The 18,271-nt window shown below is 65.7% G+C and carries 12 protein-coding genes, 1 tRNA gene and 1 pseudogene; 6 read left to right on the top strand and 8 right to left on the bottom strand.

Features of this window, described 5'->3' with window-relative positions:
* Position 1 precedes the first annotated feature (1 nt).
* The gene (locus tag MOE34_RS17150; protein WP_347342765.1) at positions 2 to 1,108 is read right to left on the bottom strand and encodes a D-alanyl-D-alanine carboxypeptidase family protein; all 1,107 of its coding nucleotides are present in this window, start codon (positions 1,106 to 1,108) and stop codon (positions 2 to 4) included.
* Positions 1,109 to 1,240: 132 nt separating this feature from the next.
* Between MOE34_RS17150 and MOE34_RS17145 the strand changes: the two genes are divergently transcribed.
* Positions 1,241 to 2,401, top strand: a complete 1,161-nt coding sequence (locus MOE34_RS17145; protein WP_242218708.1) for a M20 aminoacylase family protein — start codon at positions 1,241 to 1,243, stop codon at positions 2,399 to 2,401.
* Between the two features lie 64 nt (positions 2,402 to 2,465).
* Here MOE34_RS17145 and MOE34_RS17140 read toward each other — a convergent pair whose 3' ends face one another.
* On the bottom strand, positions 2,466 to 2,729 hold the full coding sequence (locus MOE34_RS17140) for a hypothetical protein (RefSeq protein ID WP_160787387.1): 264 nt from the start codon (positions 2,727 to 2,729) through the stop codon (positions 2,466 to 2,468).
* Between the two features lie 160 nt (positions 2,730 to 2,889).
* Here MOE34_RS17140 and MOE34_RS17135 point away from each other — a divergent pair.
* Positions 2,890 to 2,966: transfer RNA gene (locus MOE34_RS17135), tRNA-Arg, on the top strand.
* A gap of 380 nt (positions 2,967 to 3,346) precedes the next feature.
* Here MOE34_RS17135 and MOE34_RS17130 read toward each other — a convergent pair.
* A complete protein-coding gene (locus tag MOE34_RS17130) occupies positions 3,347 to 3,730 on the bottom strand; it encodes a CAP-Gly domain protein (protein ID WP_242218706.1) in 384 nt (127 codons plus the stop codon).
* Positions 3,731 to 3,765: 35 nt separating this feature from the next.
* Complete coding sequence (locus MOE34_RS17125) at positions 3,766 to 4,482, bottom strand: META domain-containing protein (protein WP_242218704.1); 717 nt, start codon at positions 4,480 to 4,482, stop codon at positions 3,766 to 3,768.
* Between the two features lie 190 nt (positions 4,483 to 4,672).
* Here MOE34_RS17125 and dxr point away from each other — a divergent pair, with 190 nt between their 5' ends.
* On the top strand, positions 4,673 to 5,848 hold the full coding sequence (dxr, locus tag MOE34_RS17120) for a 1-deoxy-D-xylulose-5-phosphate reductoisomerase (RefSeq protein WP_242224111.1): 1,176 nt from the start codon (positions 4,673 to 4,675) through the stop codon (positions 5,846 to 5,848).
* An 18-nt stretch (positions 5,849 to 5,866) separates the two neighbouring features.
* Here the strand turns inward: dxr and hemA are convergent, their stop codons facing one another.
* From hemA to MOE34_RS17100, 4 genes are all read right to left on the bottom strand, one after another.
* Positions 5,867 to 7,081 (bottom strand): 5-aminolevulinate synthase, encoded by a 1,215-nt coding sequence (hemA, locus tag MOE34_RS17115; protein WP_242218702.1) that lies wholly within the window; start codon positions 7,079 to 7,081, stop codon positions 5,867 to 5,869.
* A gap of 242 nt (positions 7,082 to 7,323) precedes the next feature.
* Positions 7,324 to 8,121 carry an FAD binding domain-containing protein gene (locus MOE34_RS17110; protein WP_242218700.1) on the bottom strand — a complete coding sequence of 266 codons (798 nt, stop codon included), beginning with the start codon at positions 8,119 to 8,121 and terminating at the stop codon, positions 7,324 to 7,326.
* Positions 8,122 to 8,133: 12 nt separating this feature from the next.
* Entirely contained in the window at positions 8,134 to 10,482 is a 2,349-nt protein-coding gene (locus MOE34_RS17105) for a xanthine dehydrogenase family protein molybdopterin-binding subunit (protein ID WP_242218699.1), read from the bottom strand.
* A 102-nt stretch (positions 10,483 to 10,584) separates the two neighbouring features.
* The gene (locus MOE34_RS17100) at positions 10,585 to 11,076 is read right to left on the bottom strand and encodes a (2Fe-2S)-binding protein (protein WP_242218697.1); all 492 of its coding nucleotides are present in this window, start codon (positions 11,074 to 11,076) and stop codon (positions 10,585 to 10,587) included.
* Positions 11,077 to 11,530: 454 nt separating this feature from the next.
* Here MOE34_RS17100 and MOE34_RS17095 point away from each other — a divergent pair, with 454 nt between their 5' ends.
* The 3 genes and pseudogenes from MOE34_RS17095 to MOE34_RS25605 all read left to right on the top strand — a co-directional run.
* Positions 11,531 to 11,797, top strand: a complete 267-nt coding sequence (locus MOE34_RS17095; RefSeq protein ID WP_160787378.1) for a YMGG-like glycine zipper-containing protein — start codon at positions 11,531 to 11,533, stop codon at positions 11,795 to 11,797.
* A gap of 265 nt (positions 11,798 to 12,062) precedes the next feature.
* The gene (locus tag MOE34_RS17090; RefSeq protein WP_242218695.1) at positions 12,063 to 13,982 is read left to right on the top strand and encodes an autotransporter assembly complex protein TamA; all 1,920 of its coding nucleotides are present in this window, start codon (positions 12,063 to 12,065) and stop codon (positions 13,980 to 13,982) included.
* Positions 13,983 to 17,170: 3,188 nt separating this feature from the next.
* Positions 17,171 to 18,256: pseudogene (locus MOE34_RS25605) on the top strand (translocation/assembly module TamB domain-containing protein); the annotation flags it as partial.
* Positions 18,257 to 18,271: the final 15 nt, after the last annotated feature.

Genomic DNA, 18,271 nt, shown 5'->3' with positions numbered 1-18,271 from the left:
GTCAGAATGTCGGACGCGGGATCGGGATCGGCACATTGGCGGCATCGCCCGTGTCGTTGGCCGCGACCTTGTCGTTGCCCGCCGCCACCGCATCGCCGCCCATGAGGCCGGCATAGACAAGCCGCAGCGGACGGTTGAGTTCGTGGATATAGGGCGAGTTCAGCTTCTGCCGGCCGGCCTCGTCGCGGCCCTCGCTGCGCACCTTGGCCGCATGTTTGGAGCAGATCTCCTGCGAGACGTCGGCGACGATGTCGCGTGTCTCGCCATAGGGGCGGAGCTTGCCGAGCGTCGGCACATTGCCCACGCGCGTCGTCAGGCCCTTTTCCAGCATGCCGGCGGAAATATCGGCGCGCGCGCCGAGGCTCTCGGAGCCGAGCACCACCGAGACGACGCTGCGCCCGTCGCGGGTGGCGGAGGAGACCTGGTTGAAGCCCGAGGCGCAGATGAAGCCGGTCTTCATGCCGTCGGCGCCGTCGAAGCGGCCGATCAGCATGTTGTAGTTCGGATACTGCTTCTTGCCGGTGGTGAAGCCTTCCAGCGCGAAATAGGACGAATATTGCGGGAATTCGCGCTTGAGCGTCACGGCGAGCACGGCAAGGTCGCGGGCCGTCGTATACTGGCCCTTGCCGGGCAGGCCGTTCGGATTGATGAAGTGGGACGAGCTCATGCCGATGCGCCGCGCCTCGGCGTTCATGCGGGCGACGAAGGCCTCTTCCGAGCCGGAGACCGATTCGGCGATGGCGACGGATACGTCATTGGCCGATTTGACGAGGATGATCTTCAGCGCGCTGTCGAGCGTCATCTTCTGGCCGGGCTTGAAATACATCTTGCTCGGCGGCTCGGAGGCGGCGTGCTTGCTCATCACGACCGGGCTGTCCAGCGTCAGCTCGCCGGCCTTGATGGCACTGAAGACGGTATAGGCGGTCATCAGCTTGGTGAGCGAGGCCGGATACCAGCGCTGGAAGGCATCCTCATGCTCGATGACCTTTAGCGTGTTGACGTCCACCAGCATGCGGGGGGCGGCTGTCGCCGTGGTTGCCAGGAAGGAAGCTGCGAGGAGGGCAGAGCCCAAAAGCGTTGCGCTCCGGCGCGCCGTTCGTCCGTTCATCTGCAAGGGGCCTGTCCTCGAAATCGGGAGTTGTCTCGAACCGTCGCCCTATTTAACCTATATGGCACCGTGATGGCAAAGCCATCGAGTGGAAATGGCCAAATTTACGGGCCGAAAGACAGGACGTGTTGCATGCCCATTCTGAACCGCGCCGCAGAGTTGCAGGACGAAATCGCCGAATGGCGCAGGCAGATCCACCGGCAGCCCGAGCTTCTCTTCGCCGTCGAGAAGACGGCGGCTTTCGTTGCGGAGAAGCTGCGCGAATTCGGCGTGGACGAGATCATGACCGGCATCGGCCGCACCGGCGTCGTCGGCCTCATCCGGGGCAAGGGCGAGGGGCGCACCATCGGGCTTCGCGCCGACATGGATGCACTGCCCATCGAGGAGACGAGCGGCAAGGCCTGGGCCTCCACCGTCAAGGGCAAGATGCATGCCTGCGGCCACGACGGCCATACGGCCATGCTGCTCGGCGCGGCGAAATACCTTGCCGAGACGCGCAATTTCAGCGGCAATGTCGCGGTCATCTTCCAGCCGGCCGAAGAGGGCGGCGGCGGCGGCAACGAGATGGTCAAGGACGGCATGATGGAGCGCTTCGGCATCGCCGAGGTCTACGGCATGCACAACCTGCCGGGCATGCCGGTCGGTTCCTTCGGTACGCGTGCCGGCCCCATCATGGCGGCGACGGACGAGTTCAACATCTTGGTCACAGGCCGCGGCGGCCATGCGGCGCTGCCGCACAAGACGGTCGATCCCATCGTCATCGGCGCGCAGGTGGTGTCGGCGCTGCAGACCATCGTGTCGCGCATCGCCGATCCTATCGCCTCGCTCGTCGTTTCCGTCACCAAGTTCAATGCGGGCTTCGCCCACAATGTCATCCCCGAGCAGGCGCAGCTCGCGGGGACGGTGCGCACGCTCAATCCCGATATGCGGGAGGAGGCGGAGGCGCGCATCAGGCAGATCTGCGCCGGTCTGGCGGCAGCCCACGGAGCGGAGATCACGGTTGCCTATCACCGCAACTATCCCGTCACCGTGAACCATGCCGAGGAGACCGGCCACGCCGTCTCGGTGGCCCGTGAGATCGCCGGCGCGGCGGCGGTCGAGCCTTCGCTTGCGCCGATGATGGGCGGCGAGGATTTTTCCTACATGCTGGAAGCGCGCCCCGGCGCCTTCATCTTCATCGGCAACGGCGACACGGCGGGCCTGCATCACCCCGCCTACGACTTCAACGACGACGTCATTCCGCATGGCGTGACCTACTGGGTGAAGCTCGCCGAAAGCCGTCTCGCCGCCTGACAAAAAGGCCCGGCTGCAAATACGCACAGCCGGGCAAGTCGGGGAGGCTCGGGGAAGAGGGAGATCAGCGGCAGATGCGGACCTTCTTGATCACGACATTGCCCCACTTGTCGTAGCGCTTCTTCTTCTTCCAGAAGCAATCGTAGCCGTAGTCGTCGTCATCACCGTAGAAAGTGACCTGGGAGCCGTGGCCCCAGCCATGGCCGTGCCCGTGGCCCCAGCCGTTGCCGAAGCCGAAACCGATGGAAATGTCGCCTGCCTTGGAGGGGGCGGCGAAGGACAGCGCTGCGACAGTTGCGACGACGGCGGAAAGGATGATCTTGCGCATGAGACGTTCTCCTCTGGGTTCGTGTGGATGAAGCCATCTCCATCCCATGAACCGAATGTCTCACGTTCCCGCCCGGCGGGCTGTTCCCTACGGAACGCGCAGACGGAAGCCCGAAAATCGCTTGGCTTCACGCCCCGGCTTTTGTATGGGTGCAGTCAGTGGTCCCGTAGCTCAGCAGGATAGAGCACCAGATTCCTAATCTGGGGGTCGCGCGTTCGAATCGCGCCGGGATCACCACTATCGGTTCCATGTTACCTGCTCCCTTCTTTTCCGCGGCGTTGCCGTGTTGCTCCGGCGTGCGCAGGGCCCCCTGAATATTCCCTTTTTCGTTTTTTGGGAGTAAATACTGCAATTCAAGGTGGAATTTCTGGGCGGTGCGATGAAGAGCCAGAACAATGAGAAGGCCTAGCTGACGGCCAATTATCTGAACGGCATCGCTATAGCGGTCGCATTGGCCGGGGCTTTCACGCCGACCCTCTCGGGGATCCGAGATAATCCAGGCCCGATCAACTGGACAACCGCTGGTATTGTCGCGGTCTGCATGGTGGTCTCGCTGTTTTTCCACCTCATGGCGCGCAGGACCTTGAACGCGCTGCTGGACTAGGCTGGCCGCCTTCCTAGACGTCTTCCTTTTCGCGCTCCGGTGTGACGACGCGCGGCTTGGGGCGGACGGAGGGGACGATGGAGGGCTTGTTGACCACCTTTTTCGGCGTCGGGGCCTTGAGGCCGAGCATGCTGCGGATGCGATCGGAAACGAGGGGACGGAAGCGGCTGGCCCGGAAGGGCATATCGACGGCGCCGTAGCCTTCCGGGCCGTCGTCCTTACCGCGATAGAGTTCCATCAGCTTGATGCCGTAGAAATCGCCATCGACATAGTGGCGGTAATGGCCGGCCCAGCGGACCGTGTAGACCTGCCCCTTGCGGATGCCCTGGTCGATGGAGACGTTCTTGAAACGGTCGTTGATGCAGACGACCTTCTGGCCGACGTGGAACGTAGGCATGTCGGTTTCCCCCCTCTTTCGTCCGGCCCCGGCTGTCAGCCGGTCTTGCGGCAGTTGACGCCCGGGGCGTTCTCGCCCTTCGTCAGGTCGTAGAGCGTTGCCTCGTCGCCCTTGGTCCACCATTCATGGCGGCCGCCCGCATATTTCGCGCCCGAGGCCGAGATGACGTTGGCGGCGATGACCGTCTCCTCGCCGATCCGCAGCACGGCAAGCGCATTGGCGCCGACATTGATATATTCGACGCTGATGCGCTGCTCGCCGTCGCATTGGTAGGTCCGCGTCTCGCGCGCCACGCTCTGCTCCGGCCCGGGCAGGCGAATGACGACGTCCGTGTTGTTCTTGAGAGCGGCGAGGCGGATCGCGGGTGCGCCTTCCTTGCCTGTCAGGTGCAGGATGCCGTTTTCCAGCTTCCAGGAGGTGACGGTGCCGAGGGCGTCGAAGAACTTCTGTTCCTGGTCCATGATGGCGGGCGCGCACATCTTGCGCGTCGCTGCCGCCGGGGCGAAGGCGATATTGCCGTTCTGTACCTTCAGCTTGCCGCGATAAGTGTTGCAGCCGCCATTGCCGCCATAGGAGCCGTCCGGCTTGATCTCCAGCGTCGTCTGCAGGTCGTCGATGACGCCGTTGCCGCCGATGTCCTCGGCAAGCCACGTGCCGCCGAGACCACCCGGGACCGGCTCGTCGGCATAGGCCGGAGCTGCCGCCAGGAAAGCGAGGCAGGCGAGGGTCCATACTCTCAGGCGTCGATGCACAGATTTCTCCAATCGCGTCGGGGCGGAAGACCGCTTTGCGGGGACGTTATGGCCGTCCGGGCGAAAAGGTCAAGCCAAGGGTTCCAGAAGAGGTACCCAGCCTCCGCTTTACAGCATTTCGACGACTTGTTGCAGGCGTCTTTCGCCTGTAGAGCCTATGGCTGACAAGAAGAAAACTGCGGACATCACCATGGCTCCCGACGCGCGGCAGAAGCGCCGCATCACCATCCTCGGCTCTACAGGTTCCATCGGCACCAGCACGCTCGACGTGGTGCGCCAGCTCGGCGGACGCGAGCGCTACGAGGTGCTGGCGCTGACCGGCAACGGCAATGTGGAACTCCTCGCCGCGCAGGCAAAGGCGTGTGGCGCGCGCATGGCGGTGACGGCTAGCGAAAGCCACTACGGGGCGCTGAAGGAGGCGCTTTCGGGTAGCGGCATCGAGGCGGCGGCCGGGCGCGCCGCGCTGCTGGAGGCGGCTTCCGGCGAGGCGGATTGGGTGATGGCGGCGATCGTCGGCACCGCGGGCCTTGCCCCGACGCTGGCGGCGGCGAGGAGGGGGGCGGATATCGCGCTCGCCAACAAGGAATGCCTGGTCTCGGCCGGCGACCTCTTCGTCGAGGCTGTGGCGAAGGGTGGCGGCCGACTCATTCCGGTCGACAGCGAGCACAGCGCGATCTTCCAGGCGCTGGAGGACGACCAGCGCCATGCCGTCGAGCGTATCGTGCTGACGGCCTCGGGCGGTCCCTTCCGCACCTGGAGCCGCGAGCAGATGGCCGGCGTCACGGCGGAGATCGCGCGCGCCCACCCCAACTGGTCGATGGGCCTGAAGATCTCCATCGGCAGTGCCTCCATGTTCAACAAGGCGCTGGAGATGATCGAGGCGAAGCATCTCTTCGACGCCAGGCCGGACCAGATCGAGGTCGTGGTGCACCCGCAGTCGATCATCCATTCCATGGTCGGCTATGTCGACGGCTCGGTGCTGGCGCAACTCGGCGCGCCGGACATGCGCACGGCCATCGGCTATGCGCTGACCTATCCCGAGCGCTCGCCGCTCAATGTCGACCGGCTGGATTTCGCCAAGCTCGCGCGGCTCGATTTCGAGGCGCCGGACGAGGTGCGGTTCCCGGCGCTCCGGCTTGCCCGCATGGCGCTGACACGCGGCGGCCTGCAGGGTGCGGTGATGAATGCAGCCGAAGAGGTGGCCTTCCATGCCTTCGTCGCAGGGCGTATCGGTTTCCTGTCGATGGCCGACGTTGCGGAGGCCGTTATGGACAGGCTCAGCCACCTGCCGCCGGCCTCATCCATGGACGATGTCTTCGCCGCAGACGAAGAAGCCCGGCAGGTGGCTGCCGGGCTTGTCGGGTAACCGGGCCGTCTTACCGTATCAGGCCACGGCGCGGGCCAGCGCACAGCGCGACCAGAGCGCATGCAGCGCGCCGACCAGATGGTCGATATCGGCATCCGTGTGCAGCGGCGTCGGCGTGATGCGCAGGCGCTCGGTCTTCTTGGGCACGGTCGGGTAGTTGATGGGCTGGACGTAGATGCCGAAATTGTCGAGCAGCAGGTCCGATATCCATTTGCACTTGGAGGCGTCGCCCACCATCACCGGCACGATATGGCTCGGGTTCGGCATGTGCGGGATGCCGTTGCGGTCGAGCGCCGCGCGAAGCTTGCGCACGCGCTCCTGATGGGCGAGGCGTTCGGCCTGGCTTTCCTTCAGGTGGCGGATCGAAGCGAGCGCACCGGCGGCGAGCGTCGGCGGCAGCGCCGTCGTGAAGATGAAGCCGGAGGCGAAGGAGCGGACGAAGTCGCAGAGCGCCACCGAGCCGGTGATATAGCCGCCCATGACGCCGAAGGCCTTGCCGAGCGTGCCTTCAATGACGGTCAGGCGGTGCATCAGGCCTTCACGCTCGGCGATGCCGCCGCCGCGCGGGCCGTACATGCCGACGGCGTGGACTTCATCGAGATAGGTCATCGCGCCGTACTTGTCGGCGAGGTCGCAGATGTCCTTGATGGGGGCGATATCGCCGTCCATCGAATAGACCGATTCGAAGGCGATCAGCTTCGGCGCCTTCGGGTCGGCGGCGGAAAGCTTGGCTTCGAGATCCTTCAGGTCATTGTGCTTGAAGATCACGCGCTCGCATTTCGAGTGGCGGATGCCTTCGATCATCGAGGCGTGGTTGCCGGCATCGGAGAAACAGATGATGCTGGGGATCTTCGAACAGAGCGTGCCGAGCGCAGCCCAGTTGGACACATAGCCCGAAGTGAAGAGCAGGGCCGATTCCTTGCCGTGCAGATCGGCAAGCTCGCGCTCGAGCAGGACATGGTAGTGGTTGGTGCCGGAGATATTGCGGGTGCCGCCGGCACCGGCGCCACACTGGTCGATGGCGAGCTTCATCGCCTCGACGACCTTCGGATGCTGGCCCATGCCGAGATAGTCGTTGGAACACCAGACCGTGACGTCCATCGGACCTTCCGCCGTATGGCGCGTCGCCTTCGGGAAGCTGCCCTTCTGCCGCTCGATGTCGGCGAAGACGCGGTAGCGGCCTTCCTGATGCAGGCTGTCCAGCTCGTTCTTGAAGAAAGTCTCGAAATCCATCCAGAGTCTCCAGTCCGGCAAAAATCCGGGCATCATCGTCATTGGCTGTCGTTCAATCGGCTACACCCGGCCCGCCCTCGCCGCAATGCGAGGCGCTGCGGCAAATCGCGCCACCTTTGAACCATTCCAATCTATACTAGGCCCGCAAAGGCCATCTCATGTTGATGCATGTCAAGTCTGCATGAAAAAAGGGCGGCCTCAACCGCCCTTTTGGCCGAACAGTTTCAAGTTTTGCGACGGTATCAGGCGGCGGTGACCGCGCGCTTGGCCATCACTTTCACGAGGTTTGCCCGGTACTCCGCGCTGCCGTGGATGTCCGAAAGCAGGTCGGCGGCATCCACCGTGACGGTGGCGGCCGCGTTGGCGGACCAGTCGGCGGCGAGCGCCTTTTCCAGCCCGGCATGGCGGAACACGCCGTTGGAGCCCGCGCCCGTCACCGCCACCCGCACACCGCCATCCGCCCCCTTCGCCACGAAGACACCGGCCATGGCGTAGCGCGAGGCCGGGTTGGGGAACTTGGAATAGGCGGCCTTCGCCGGCGCGTCGAAGGTGACCGCGACGACGATCTCGCCATCCTCCAGCGCCGTCTCGAAGAGGCCGGTGAAGAAGGCGTCGGCGGGGATTTCCCGCGTGCTGGTGACGATTGTCGCGCCCAGCGCCAGCATGGCGGAGGGGTAGTCCGCCGCCGGGTCGTTGTTGGCAATGGAACCGCCGATGGTGCCCATATGGCGAACATGCGGATCGCCGATATGGGAGGCGAGGTGGCAGATCGCCGGGCAAACGGCCTTCAGCTCGGCCGAGGTCGCGACCTCGTAATGCGTCGTGCCCGCGCCGATGCGCACCCGGTTGCCGCTGACCGATATGCCTTTCAGTTCGGCGATGTGGCGCAGGTCCACGAGGTCGGAGGGCGCGGCGAGCCGCTGCTTCATGGTCGGGATCAGCGTCATGCCGCCGGAGACGTACTTTGCCTCGTCGGAGGACGATTGCAGCTTGACCGCGTCGGCGACGGAGGAAGCGCGATGGTAGTTGGTTGCGTACATGGCTTCCTCCCGTCAGTTGCTTGCCGCCAGCGCCGCCCAGACCTTCTGGGGCGTCGCGGGCATGGTGAGGTCGTTGTTGCCGATGGCGTCGGTGATGGCGTTCATCAGCGCGGGCGGCGAGCCGATGGCGCCCGCCTCGCCGCAGCCCTTGATGCCGAGCGGATTGTTCGGGCAGGGCGTGACCTGGTGCGAGACCTGGAAGGAGGGCAGGTCGTCGGCGCGCGGCATGGTGTAGTCCATGTAGCTTGCCGTCAGGAGCTGGCCGGTCTCCGGGTCGTAGTGGACGCCCTCCAGCAGCGCCTGGCCAATGCCCTGCGCGATGCCGCCATGCACCTGTCCCTCGACGATCATCGGGTTGATGATGTTGCCGAAGTCGTCGGCGGCGACGAACTGGACGATTTTCGTCTTGCCCGTTTCCGGGTCGATCTCGACCTCGCAGATGTAGCAGCCGGCCGGGAAGGTGAAGTTGGCCGGATCGTAGAAGGCGCCTTCCTTGAGGCCCGGTTCCATGCCGGAGGGCAGGTTGTGGGCCGTGTAGGCGGCGAGCGCCATCTGGAACCAGGGCACCGACTTGTCGGTGCCGGCGACCTTCAGCGCGCCATTCTCGACAACGATGTCGCTCTCGTCGGCTTCCATCAGATGCGCGGCGATCTTCTTGGCTTTCGCCTCCACCTTGTCGAGCGCCTTGACGACGGCGGACATGCCGACCGCGCCGGAGCGGGAACCGTAGGTGCCCATGCCCATCTGCACCTTGTCCGTGTCGCCGTGCACGATGGAGACGCTGTCGATCGGCACGCCGAAGCGGTCGGCGACGAGCTGGGCGAAGGTCGTCTCATGGCCCTGGCCGTGGCTATGCGAGCCGGTCAGCACCTCGATGGTGCCGACGGCATTGACGCGTACCTCGGCCGATTCCCAGAGGCCGACGCCCGCGCCGAGCGAGCCGACGGCTGCCGACGGCGCGATGCCGCAGGCCTCGATATAACAGCTCATGCCGATGCCGCGCTTCATGCCACGGCTGGCGGCCTCGGCCTTGCGGGCGGGGAAGCCGTTCCAGTCGGCTGCGGCCATGGCGGCTTCCAGCGAGGCCTCGTAGTCGCCCGCGTCATAGTTCATGATGACGGGCGTCTGGTGCGGGAAGGAGCGGATGAAGTTGATGCGGCGAAGCTCGGCCGGCGAGACGCCGAGTTCGCGCGCCGCCGTCTCCATCGTGCGCTCCAGCAGGTATGTCGCCTCCGGCCGGCCGGCGCCGCGATAGGCATCGACGGCGACCGTGTTGGTGTAGACGGCGCGTACATTGGCGTGGATGGCCGGGAAATTGTACTGGCCGGAAAGCAGGGTCGCATAGAGATAGGTCGGCACGGCCGAGGAGAAGAGCGACATGTAGGCGCCGAAATTGGCGATGGTGTCGACCTTCAGCGCCGTGACGCGGTTGTTCGCGTCGAAGGCCATCTTGACCGTCGAGACATGGTCGCGGCCATGGGCGTCGGTGAGGAAGGCTTCGGTACGGTCACTGGTCCATTTCACCGGAACGCCGGACCGCTTGGACGCCCAGAGACAGACGATTTCTTCCGGGTAGATATAGATTTTCGAGCCGAAGCCGCCGCCGACATCGGGGGCGATGACGCGCAGCTTGTTTTCCGGCGCGACATTGTAGAAGGCGCTCATGACGAGGCGCGCGACATGCGGGTTCTGACTTGTCGTATAGCAGGTGTAATGGTCCTCGGCCGAATCATAGATGCCGAGCGCGGCGCGCGGCTCCATCGGGTTGGGCGCGAGGCGATTGTTGACGATCTTCATCTCCGTGACATGGGCGGCAGCGGCAATCGCGGCGTCCGTCGCGGTGCTGTCGCCGATCTCCCAGTCATAGATGAGGTTGCCGGGGGCTTCCGGGTGGAGCTGCGGCTGGCCGGCCTCCAGCGCCCTGACGGCATCGGTGACGGCGGGAAGGACGTCGTAATCGACGACAACAGCTTCGGCCGCATCGCGCGCCTCGCCCACGCTGTCGGCCACGACAATCGCCACGGCATCGCCGACATAGCGCACCGTCTCGTGCGCCAATGGCCGCCAGGCGCCCATCTTCATGGGGGTGCCGTCCTTGGAATGGATCATCCAGCCGCAGATCAGATTGCCGATGCCGTCGTCCAGCATCTGCTTGCCGTTGAGCACGGCGATGACGCCCGGCATGTCCTCCGCCGCGGACGTATCGATGCTCTTGATCCTTGCATGCGCATGCGGGGAGCGCACGAATGCGGCATAGCGCATGCCGGGCACGGACATGTCGTCCGTATAGCGCCCCTTGCCGGTGAGAAACCGCTTGTCTTCCTTTCGCGCGACGCGCGCGCCGATGCCTTCGACACCCATCTTCATCTCCTCCCGAGATATCGTTCGCGTGATATGCTGAAGGCGGCCGGCCCTACGGCGCAGAGAATATGCAAGCCGTTGGCCGGGACCGCCGTCCGCGCGCTATTCCGCAGCCTGCCGGCCCGCCGCGCCCATTTCTTCGGCGGCGGCGAGGATGGCTTTCACGATGTTGTGGTAGCCGGTGCATCGACAGATATTGCCTTCGAGGTTCTCGCGAACCGTCTGCTCGTCGAGCTTGGCGCCGTAGCGGCCGATCATGTCGACCGCCGTCATCACCATGCCGGGCGTGCAGAAGCCGCATTGCAGGCCGTGATTGGCCTTGAAGGCGGCCTGCACGGGATGCAGCTCGCCATTGGCCGCAAGGCCCTCGATGGTGAGGATTTCAGAGCCGGCGGCCTGGGCCGCGAGGATGGAACAGCTTTTCACGGCCTTGCCGTCCATGTGCACCACGCAAGCCCCGCACTGGGACGTATCGCAGCCGACATGGGTTCCGGTGAGACTGAGCTGGTCGCGCAGGAAATGCACAAGCAGCGTGCGGTCCTCGCACTCCTTGCTCACCTTCCTGCCGTTGACGGTCATTGCCACTTTCGCCATTCGTTCCTCCCTGGCGGTTGCGTCCGCTCGGGCCGATCGATCCGACGTCTATGCAGCGGGCGTCCTCACGACGCGGGCGGGGATCGAAACGACACCAGCATTCTCATTTCGCGTGCATTGCCTTGCGGCAACGGGATCACGGCGGCTCTCCTCCTCCGGCGCGATCTCAACAGTCATATCATTTGACTTTTTGGCGCGCCGATCAACCGGTACTTTCAGACAAGCGCGAAATTTCTCGTGACCGGAGCGAAAGCGCGATTCAAACGAACCGCAAACGATATTCGCGCGCCGCGTAAAAAAAAGCATCGATGCCATGGACTTCCCGATTGCGGGGTATATTTTCTCGCTTGGACAGACCAAACCGTCGCAGGCGGCCCCGGTATGTTGGCTGAGTAGAAGGGGACAGGGCGGACCCGGAAAACGTGGCCGTCGCTCAACTTTGGAGAACATCTTCATGAAGAAAGTCATCGCACTCGTTCTGGTCGGTCTTGCCGTCGCAAGCTGCACGCCGACGGAGAGGGGCGCTGGTATCGGTGCTGCTTCCGGCGCGATCATCGGCGGCGCCATCACCGGCGACGTACGCGGCGCGGCTGTCGGCGCGGCCATCGGCGGCGTTTCCGGCGCTGTCATCGGCAGCGTCGCCCAGCAGCCCGGCCAGTGCTACTTCCGCGACCGTCACGGCAACCGTTACATCGACGATTGCCCGCGCGGCTACCGCTAAGCCTGCCTTTACGGCAAAGCGAAGCCCCGGAGGACCTCCGGGGCTTTTCGCGTTCAGCCGCAGGCATAAAATATGCCGGAGCGCTTCAAATCCCGCGCACCTGCGTGTAAAACCGCCGTTAACATTACGGAAAACCTAACGCGTTAGGGTCTTTTCCAGCCTGGAAGCTCCGAATGAATCGGGGGCGCCTGAAATTCGTGTCGGAAGCTGCCGGTCTACCGTTTGCGCCGCACCTCATAGGGAGAAAGGCGACGGATAGCTGCGGATGCGGAATGAAGTGAACCGGCCGGAAAAGAGTTTTGCGTTCCTGAGGGCTGGCACCGCGCTCGCGGTTGCCGTGGCGCTGGCGTGCGGCCCGATTTCCGTGCGGCCGGCCTCCGCCTTCAAGCTTTTCGGCATGAAGTTCTTCGAGAAGGAAGACGAAGCCGCCACCGTCATCGATCCCGTCAACTACACGCTGACGCTCGATCCGGGCGCGGACGCCGATCTCACGAAGGCGATCGAGAACGCCTCGCGCCTCAAGCAGGACGACGGCACGCCCGTTTCCGGTGATCTTGGCCTCGTCATCAAGGCGCGCGACGACCGCGACCGCATCCTTGCCGCGCTTTACGAGAACGCCCGCTACGGCGCCGTGGTGAATGTCACCGTCAACGGACAGGACCTCGATTCCCTGCCGCCGAACCCGGAATTCAACCGGAACGGCCCGATACCGGTCACGATCAGCGTCCAGCCTGGACCGGCCTTCACCTTCGGCGAGGTCGCGTTCTCCGGTGATGCGGAAGGCCGTAATCCCGCGGATTTCGGGCTGGTCCCGGGCGCGCGCGCCGATTCCACCGCCATCCTGAGAGCCGGCGAAAGGGTCGTGGTCGATCTTCGGGCGGAAGGCCGTCCGTTCGCCAAGCTGACCGAGCGCAAGGCGATCGCCGATCACAAGACGCAGACGGTCGATGTCATCATTGCCGCCGAGGGAGGCCCGGTCGCGCCAATCGGTACGGTGGGTGTTTCCGGCACCAAGACGGTTGATCCGGATTTCGTGCAGCGTTTCTCGCGCATCAACGCCGGCCAGCCCTATTCGCCGGAGGCGCTGAGCCGCGCGGCGGAGCGGCTGCGCGCGCTCGGCGTCTTCTCCAGCGTGACGATCCGCGATGCCGGCAAGCTGGCCGCGGACGGTTCGCTGCCGATGACCATCGAGGTTTCCGAGGGCAAGCACCGCTATTTCGGCGCCGGCGCGCAGTATTCGAACACGGACGGTTTCGGCCTGCAGGGATACTGGGGGCATCGCAACCTCTTCGGCCAGGCCGAGTCGCTGCGTATCGAGGGCGCGGTCAATCGGATCGGCGAGGCGGATATCGGTGACCTCGACTATTCAACCGCCATCCTCTTCTCCAAGCCCGGCGCCTTCGGGCCGACCTCGACCTTCAACGCCAGCCTCAAGGCTTCCGTCGTCGACCCGGACGCCTACAAGGCGTTCACGACCACGGCGGCGGCGGGCGTCAGCGTCGAACTCTCCGACCGGGACACGGTGAGCGCCGGCGGCGAACTGATGTGGAGCGATGTCGAGGACGTCTTCGGCAAGAACAAGTACCTGACGGCGGCCATCCCGATCGAGTTCGTGCGCGACATGCGCGACGACAGGCTGAACCCGACCAAGGGTTATCGCTTCATGATCAACGCGAAGCCGACCTACGAGACCTATCGCGGCACCTTCTTCTCCAGCTTCGAAGGCGCGATCACCGGCTACCAGTCGCTCGGCGCGGACGATCGCTTCGTGCTCGCCGGCAAGCTCGCGGGCGGAACGATCATCGGCGGCAACGAGCTTTCCGACATTCCGGCGACGCGCCGCTTCTTCCTCGGCGGCGGCGGCACGGTGCGCGGCTACGGCTATCAGGAAATCTCGCCGCGCAACGGCGAGGACAAGCTGCTCGGCGGACGATCCTACATGGCCGCTTCCGCCGAGGTGCGTATCGGCATAACCGAGACGATCGGCATCGTGCCATTCATCGACGTGGGCACGGTATCGACCGACGAGGTGCCCGACTTCAAGGATATCCGGGCGGGCGCGGGCGTCGGCCTGCGCTATGCGACGCCCTTCGGCCCGCTCCGGCTGGATGTCGCCGTTCCCCTGGACAAATATCCCGGCGGCACCTCCTTCGGGGTCTATGCCGGCATCGGCCAGTCCTTCTGACTGCGGCCGCAATTTTCAGCTAGACTCTTGATCGGCCGCGCGATTGGGATTCTAGACGTTCGGAGCGATTCCACGCTCCCCGCCCGCGAAATGGATGAAGCATGAACAGGCTGTCCCGAATTCTCCGCGCAACGCTCCGCTACCTCGGCTACGGCCTTGCCGTCCTGCTGGTCCTTGTCGTTGCGCTGCTCGGCTTCGTCGGTTTCACCGATGCGGGCGCGCGCATGGCGGTCTCCCAGGCGGAAAAGATCGCGGCGGCAAGCGGGCAGGTTCTTTCGATCAGCGAGCCGTCCGGGCTGCTGTCGGGCAGGCTGCGCGCCGCCGCCATCACGCTCGGCGACGAGAAGGGCACCTATGCGGAGGTCCGGGACCTCGCCATCGACTGGTCGCCGCTCCGGCTTCTCTTCCTCAGCTTCGAGGCCGAGCGGGTTTCCGCCTCGTCGATTTCCCTGCTGCGCCTGCCGAAATCCAAGGCGGAGGCGGAAAAATCCGACAAGCCGTTCACGCTGCCGGTGGAGGTGCATGTCGGTTCGCTGGCGATCCCCGAGCTCTTTATTTCCGAGGCGGTGGCCGGGCGCGACCAGCGCCTTGTCGTCTCGGGCCGGGGCGACGCCACGGCCGAAAGCGTGGCCGTCAAGCTCTCGGCCTCCGAGAAGGCGCGGCCGGACGCGCGGATCGTGGCGGATATCGCGTTCAATCCGGCGGCGAACGAGTTGCGTCTCGAGGCGGATATCGCCGAGCCGAAGGGCGGCATCCTCGCCGGTCTGCTCAACCTGCCGGGTGAGCCGGCCGTCGCAATCCGCCTGACGGGCGACGGGCCGCTGTCGCAATGGAAGGGGCGTCTTTCCGCCGCGCTCGACGGCACGGAGATGCTGCGCGTCGACGGCCGCCATGATCTTGCGGCGAATGGCGTGCACACCCTTGCGCTCAACGGCGGCGGCACGTTCGACGCCCTGATGCCGCCGCAGCTCCGTCCGCTCTTCGCCGGGGAAACGGGTATCGACGTGGTCGCCGCCTTCGATGGCACGGACATGCTGCGCATCGAGAAGGGAACGGTCGCGACGGGCGCGATGACGCTCGCCGCCTCCGGCACCGTCAGCGCCACGGGCCAGAATGACCTGAACGTGAAGCTGGCGGGGAAGGACGGCCCGATCGATTTCCGCTGGCCGCTTGCCGGGGGCGATGCGCGTATCCTGATCGAAGGTGCTGACGTCTCGCTGACCGGCGCGGCGAGCGCTGCGGCGCTTGAAGCCCATGCCACGGTGGCCTCGGCCGCGCTGCCGGCCGGCCGGGTCGACACTATCCGCCTTTCGGCCAGCAGCGATGCCTTCGATGTTGCAAGCCGCTCCGGCCGCATCGATGTGACGCTCGAAACCGGCGAGACCGCTTTCACCAGCCCGGATATCGACCGGGCGGTCCAGGGGCCGGCCAAGCTTACCGCTGCCCTTACCGTTTCCCCCGGAGAGATTGCCTTCGATCCCGCGACGCTCGAAAGCGCCAGCATCGGCGGCACGCTGTCGGGTCGCTACGGCCTGGAAAGCCGTGAGGCCGATGTCAGCTTCCGCCTGTTCGCGCTGCCGGCGGTGTTGCCGCCGGCGCTCTCCGGCAAGTTCGACACGACGATCGCGATGGAGGGGCGGGTGCAGCTTGCCGGCGACGGCGTACTGGAGGTCTCGGGGCTTCAGGTGAAGTCCGGCACGCTGGAGACCGCCGGCACGGTCTCGCTCGGCGGCGGCAGCCTGAAGGCGGCGCTCAGCGGCAAGGTCCTGAATCTCGGCAAGCTGCTGGCCGATGCGGCGGGCGAGGCGGCCTTCGAGCTTTCGGCGACCGGTCCGGTGGACGGGCTGGACGTCTCGGCCAAGGTTACGTCGAGCGGTGCGACGCTTTCCGGGCGTACCCTCAGCGATCTTGTGGTGACGCTTTCCGGGAAGGCCGTTCCGGGCAGTCCTTCCGGTGAGTTGACGGCGACGGGTGCGCTCGACGGGCAGCCCATCAACATTCGTTCCAGCGTCACCTCCGAGGGCGGCCGCATCTCGGTGCCGGTGCTGGAGGCGGAGATTGGGCCGAACACGCTGAAAGGCTCGCTGGCGCTGGCGCAGAACTTCATGCCCGACGGAACCATCCGTTTCGATTTCCCCGATCTCGGCCTGCTCGCGGCCATGGCCGGCCAGCAGGCGTCCGGCGATCTTTCCGGTCAGGTGGAAATCGCAACGGCCGGCGGCCGGACCTCCGCGACGGTGCAGGCGTCCGGCTCGGCCATTCGCCGCGATGCGGTGAGCATCACCCGGCCGGCGGTGGACCTTTCGATCACCGATCTGGCGACGGCGGCGATCACCGGCACTGTACGCGCCGAGCGTGTCGCCTCCGGCGAGAACCGCGTGGAGGCGCTGAAGCTCGATTTCTCGCGGGAAGGGCAGGCAACCAATTTCGACCTGACAGGCCGGCTCGACGGCGCGCCGCTGGTAACGCGAGGCCAGGTCCTGCAACGTGACGGCGGGCTGGATATCGCCCTGCAGACCGTCGAGGCTGCACCGCGGCGCATCGCCCTGCGGCTTGCAAGGCCGACGACCATCGGTGTCGCCAACGGCATCGTTGCCCTGGACGGGCTGACCATTCAGGCCGGCAGCGGCTCCGTCGCGATTTCCGGCAAGGCCGGTGAGACGCTGGACCTGTCGGTGCGCCTCAATGCGCTGCCGGCGGCGCTTGCCAACAGCTTCGCGGCGGGGCTGGATGCCGGTGGCACGATCGGCGGCACGGTGACGGTGCGAGGCAAGGCTGCCGCGCCCGTGGTCGACTATGCGCTCGACTGGAGCGGCGCGCAGACGAGCCATACGCGCGGCGCGGGGGTCGGCGCGCTGGCCATCAACGCGACGGGCGCCTTCGTCAACAACCAGCTCCGGCTCGACACGACGCTGTCCGGCGCCGGCGGCCTCTCCTTCCGGGGCGGCGGCACGGTCGGCATCGGCGGAGCGACGCCGCTCGGGCTGCGGTTCAACGGCCGGGTGCCTTTCGGCCTCCTGCAGAGCCAGCTTTCCGCCCAGGGCTTCGTGCTGACCGGCAACGCCGATGTCGATCTTTCCATCGGCGGCACGGCCGCCGCGCCGGCGATCACGGGCAGCATCACGGCCGGCGGGGCGCGTCTCGTCGATGTCCGCCGCAACCTCGCGGTCGAGAACCTCACCATCCGCGTCACCATGGACGGGCGGAACGCGGTGATCGAGACCCTCACCGGCCGGGTTGCGAGCGGCGGGCAGATCTCGGCGAACGGCCGTATCGGCATCACGCCGGGGAGCGGCTTCCCGGTCGATGTGACCGCCAGGCTCGCGGATGTCACCTATGTCGACGGCACGCTCGTGGTGGCGAACGTTTCCGGCGACCTTACGCTGCGCGGCCCGGTGGCGGGGCTGGCGCTGGGCGGCAAGATGACCATCAACCGCGCCAACATCACCATCCCGCAGAAGCTGCCGGCATCGCTTTCGGAGATCAATATCAAGCATCGCAACGCGCCGGCCGAGGTCAAGCGGATGATGGCCAATGTCCGGCGCGAGCAGGGCAGCGGCGGCGGCACCGCGCGCGGCATCGCGCTCGACCTGACGATCTCGGCGCCGGGCCAGCTTTTCGTGCGCGGGCGCGGGATCAACGTGGAACTGGGCGGCGACCTCAGGGTCACCGGCACGTCCGTGACGCCCGTGGTATCCGGTGGCTTCGAGCTGGAGCGCGGCCGCATGGAAATCCTCACGCGCCGCCTCGACTTCACCAGCGCGCATATCGGCTTTGCGGGCGATCTCGTGCCGACGGTCAATCTCGTCGCGGGGACCTCGGCGGGCACGACGGACATCACCGTCACGGTCGCCGGCCTTGCCAATAATCCGACGGTGACCTTCGCATCCTCGCCCTCGCTGCCGCAGGACGAGATTCTCGCGCAGCTCATCTTCAACCGGTCGATGTCGAACCTTTCCGCCGTGCAGATCGCCCAGCTCGCTTCTGCGGCGAGCCAGCTTGCGGGTGGCAGCTCGACGAGCCTGCTCGACAGCCTGCGCAGCAAGCTCGGCGTCGACGACCTCGACATCACCACGGATGCGCAGGGCCGTGCGGCGGTCTCCGCCGGAAAATACCTGAACGAGCGCACCTATCTGGAACTGAAGCAGGACCCGGAGACGAACGGCGCGAAGGCGGCGATCAATCTCGATATCGGCCGGGGTCTCAAGCTGCGCGGCGAGGCGGGCAGCGGCGGCAGCGCGGGTGCGGGCATTTTCTACGAGAAGGAGTATTGAGGCGGTCTCTTGCGC

The sequence above is a fragment of the Shinella zoogloeoides genome, assembly GCF_022682305.1.
GTDB lineage: Bacteria > Pseudomonadota > Alphaproteobacteria > Rhizobiales > Rhizobiaceae > Shinella > Shinella zoogloeoides_B.
Note: the sequence above shows the minus strand (reverse complement) of the source record. Positions and strands in the feature narration are given on the sequence as shown.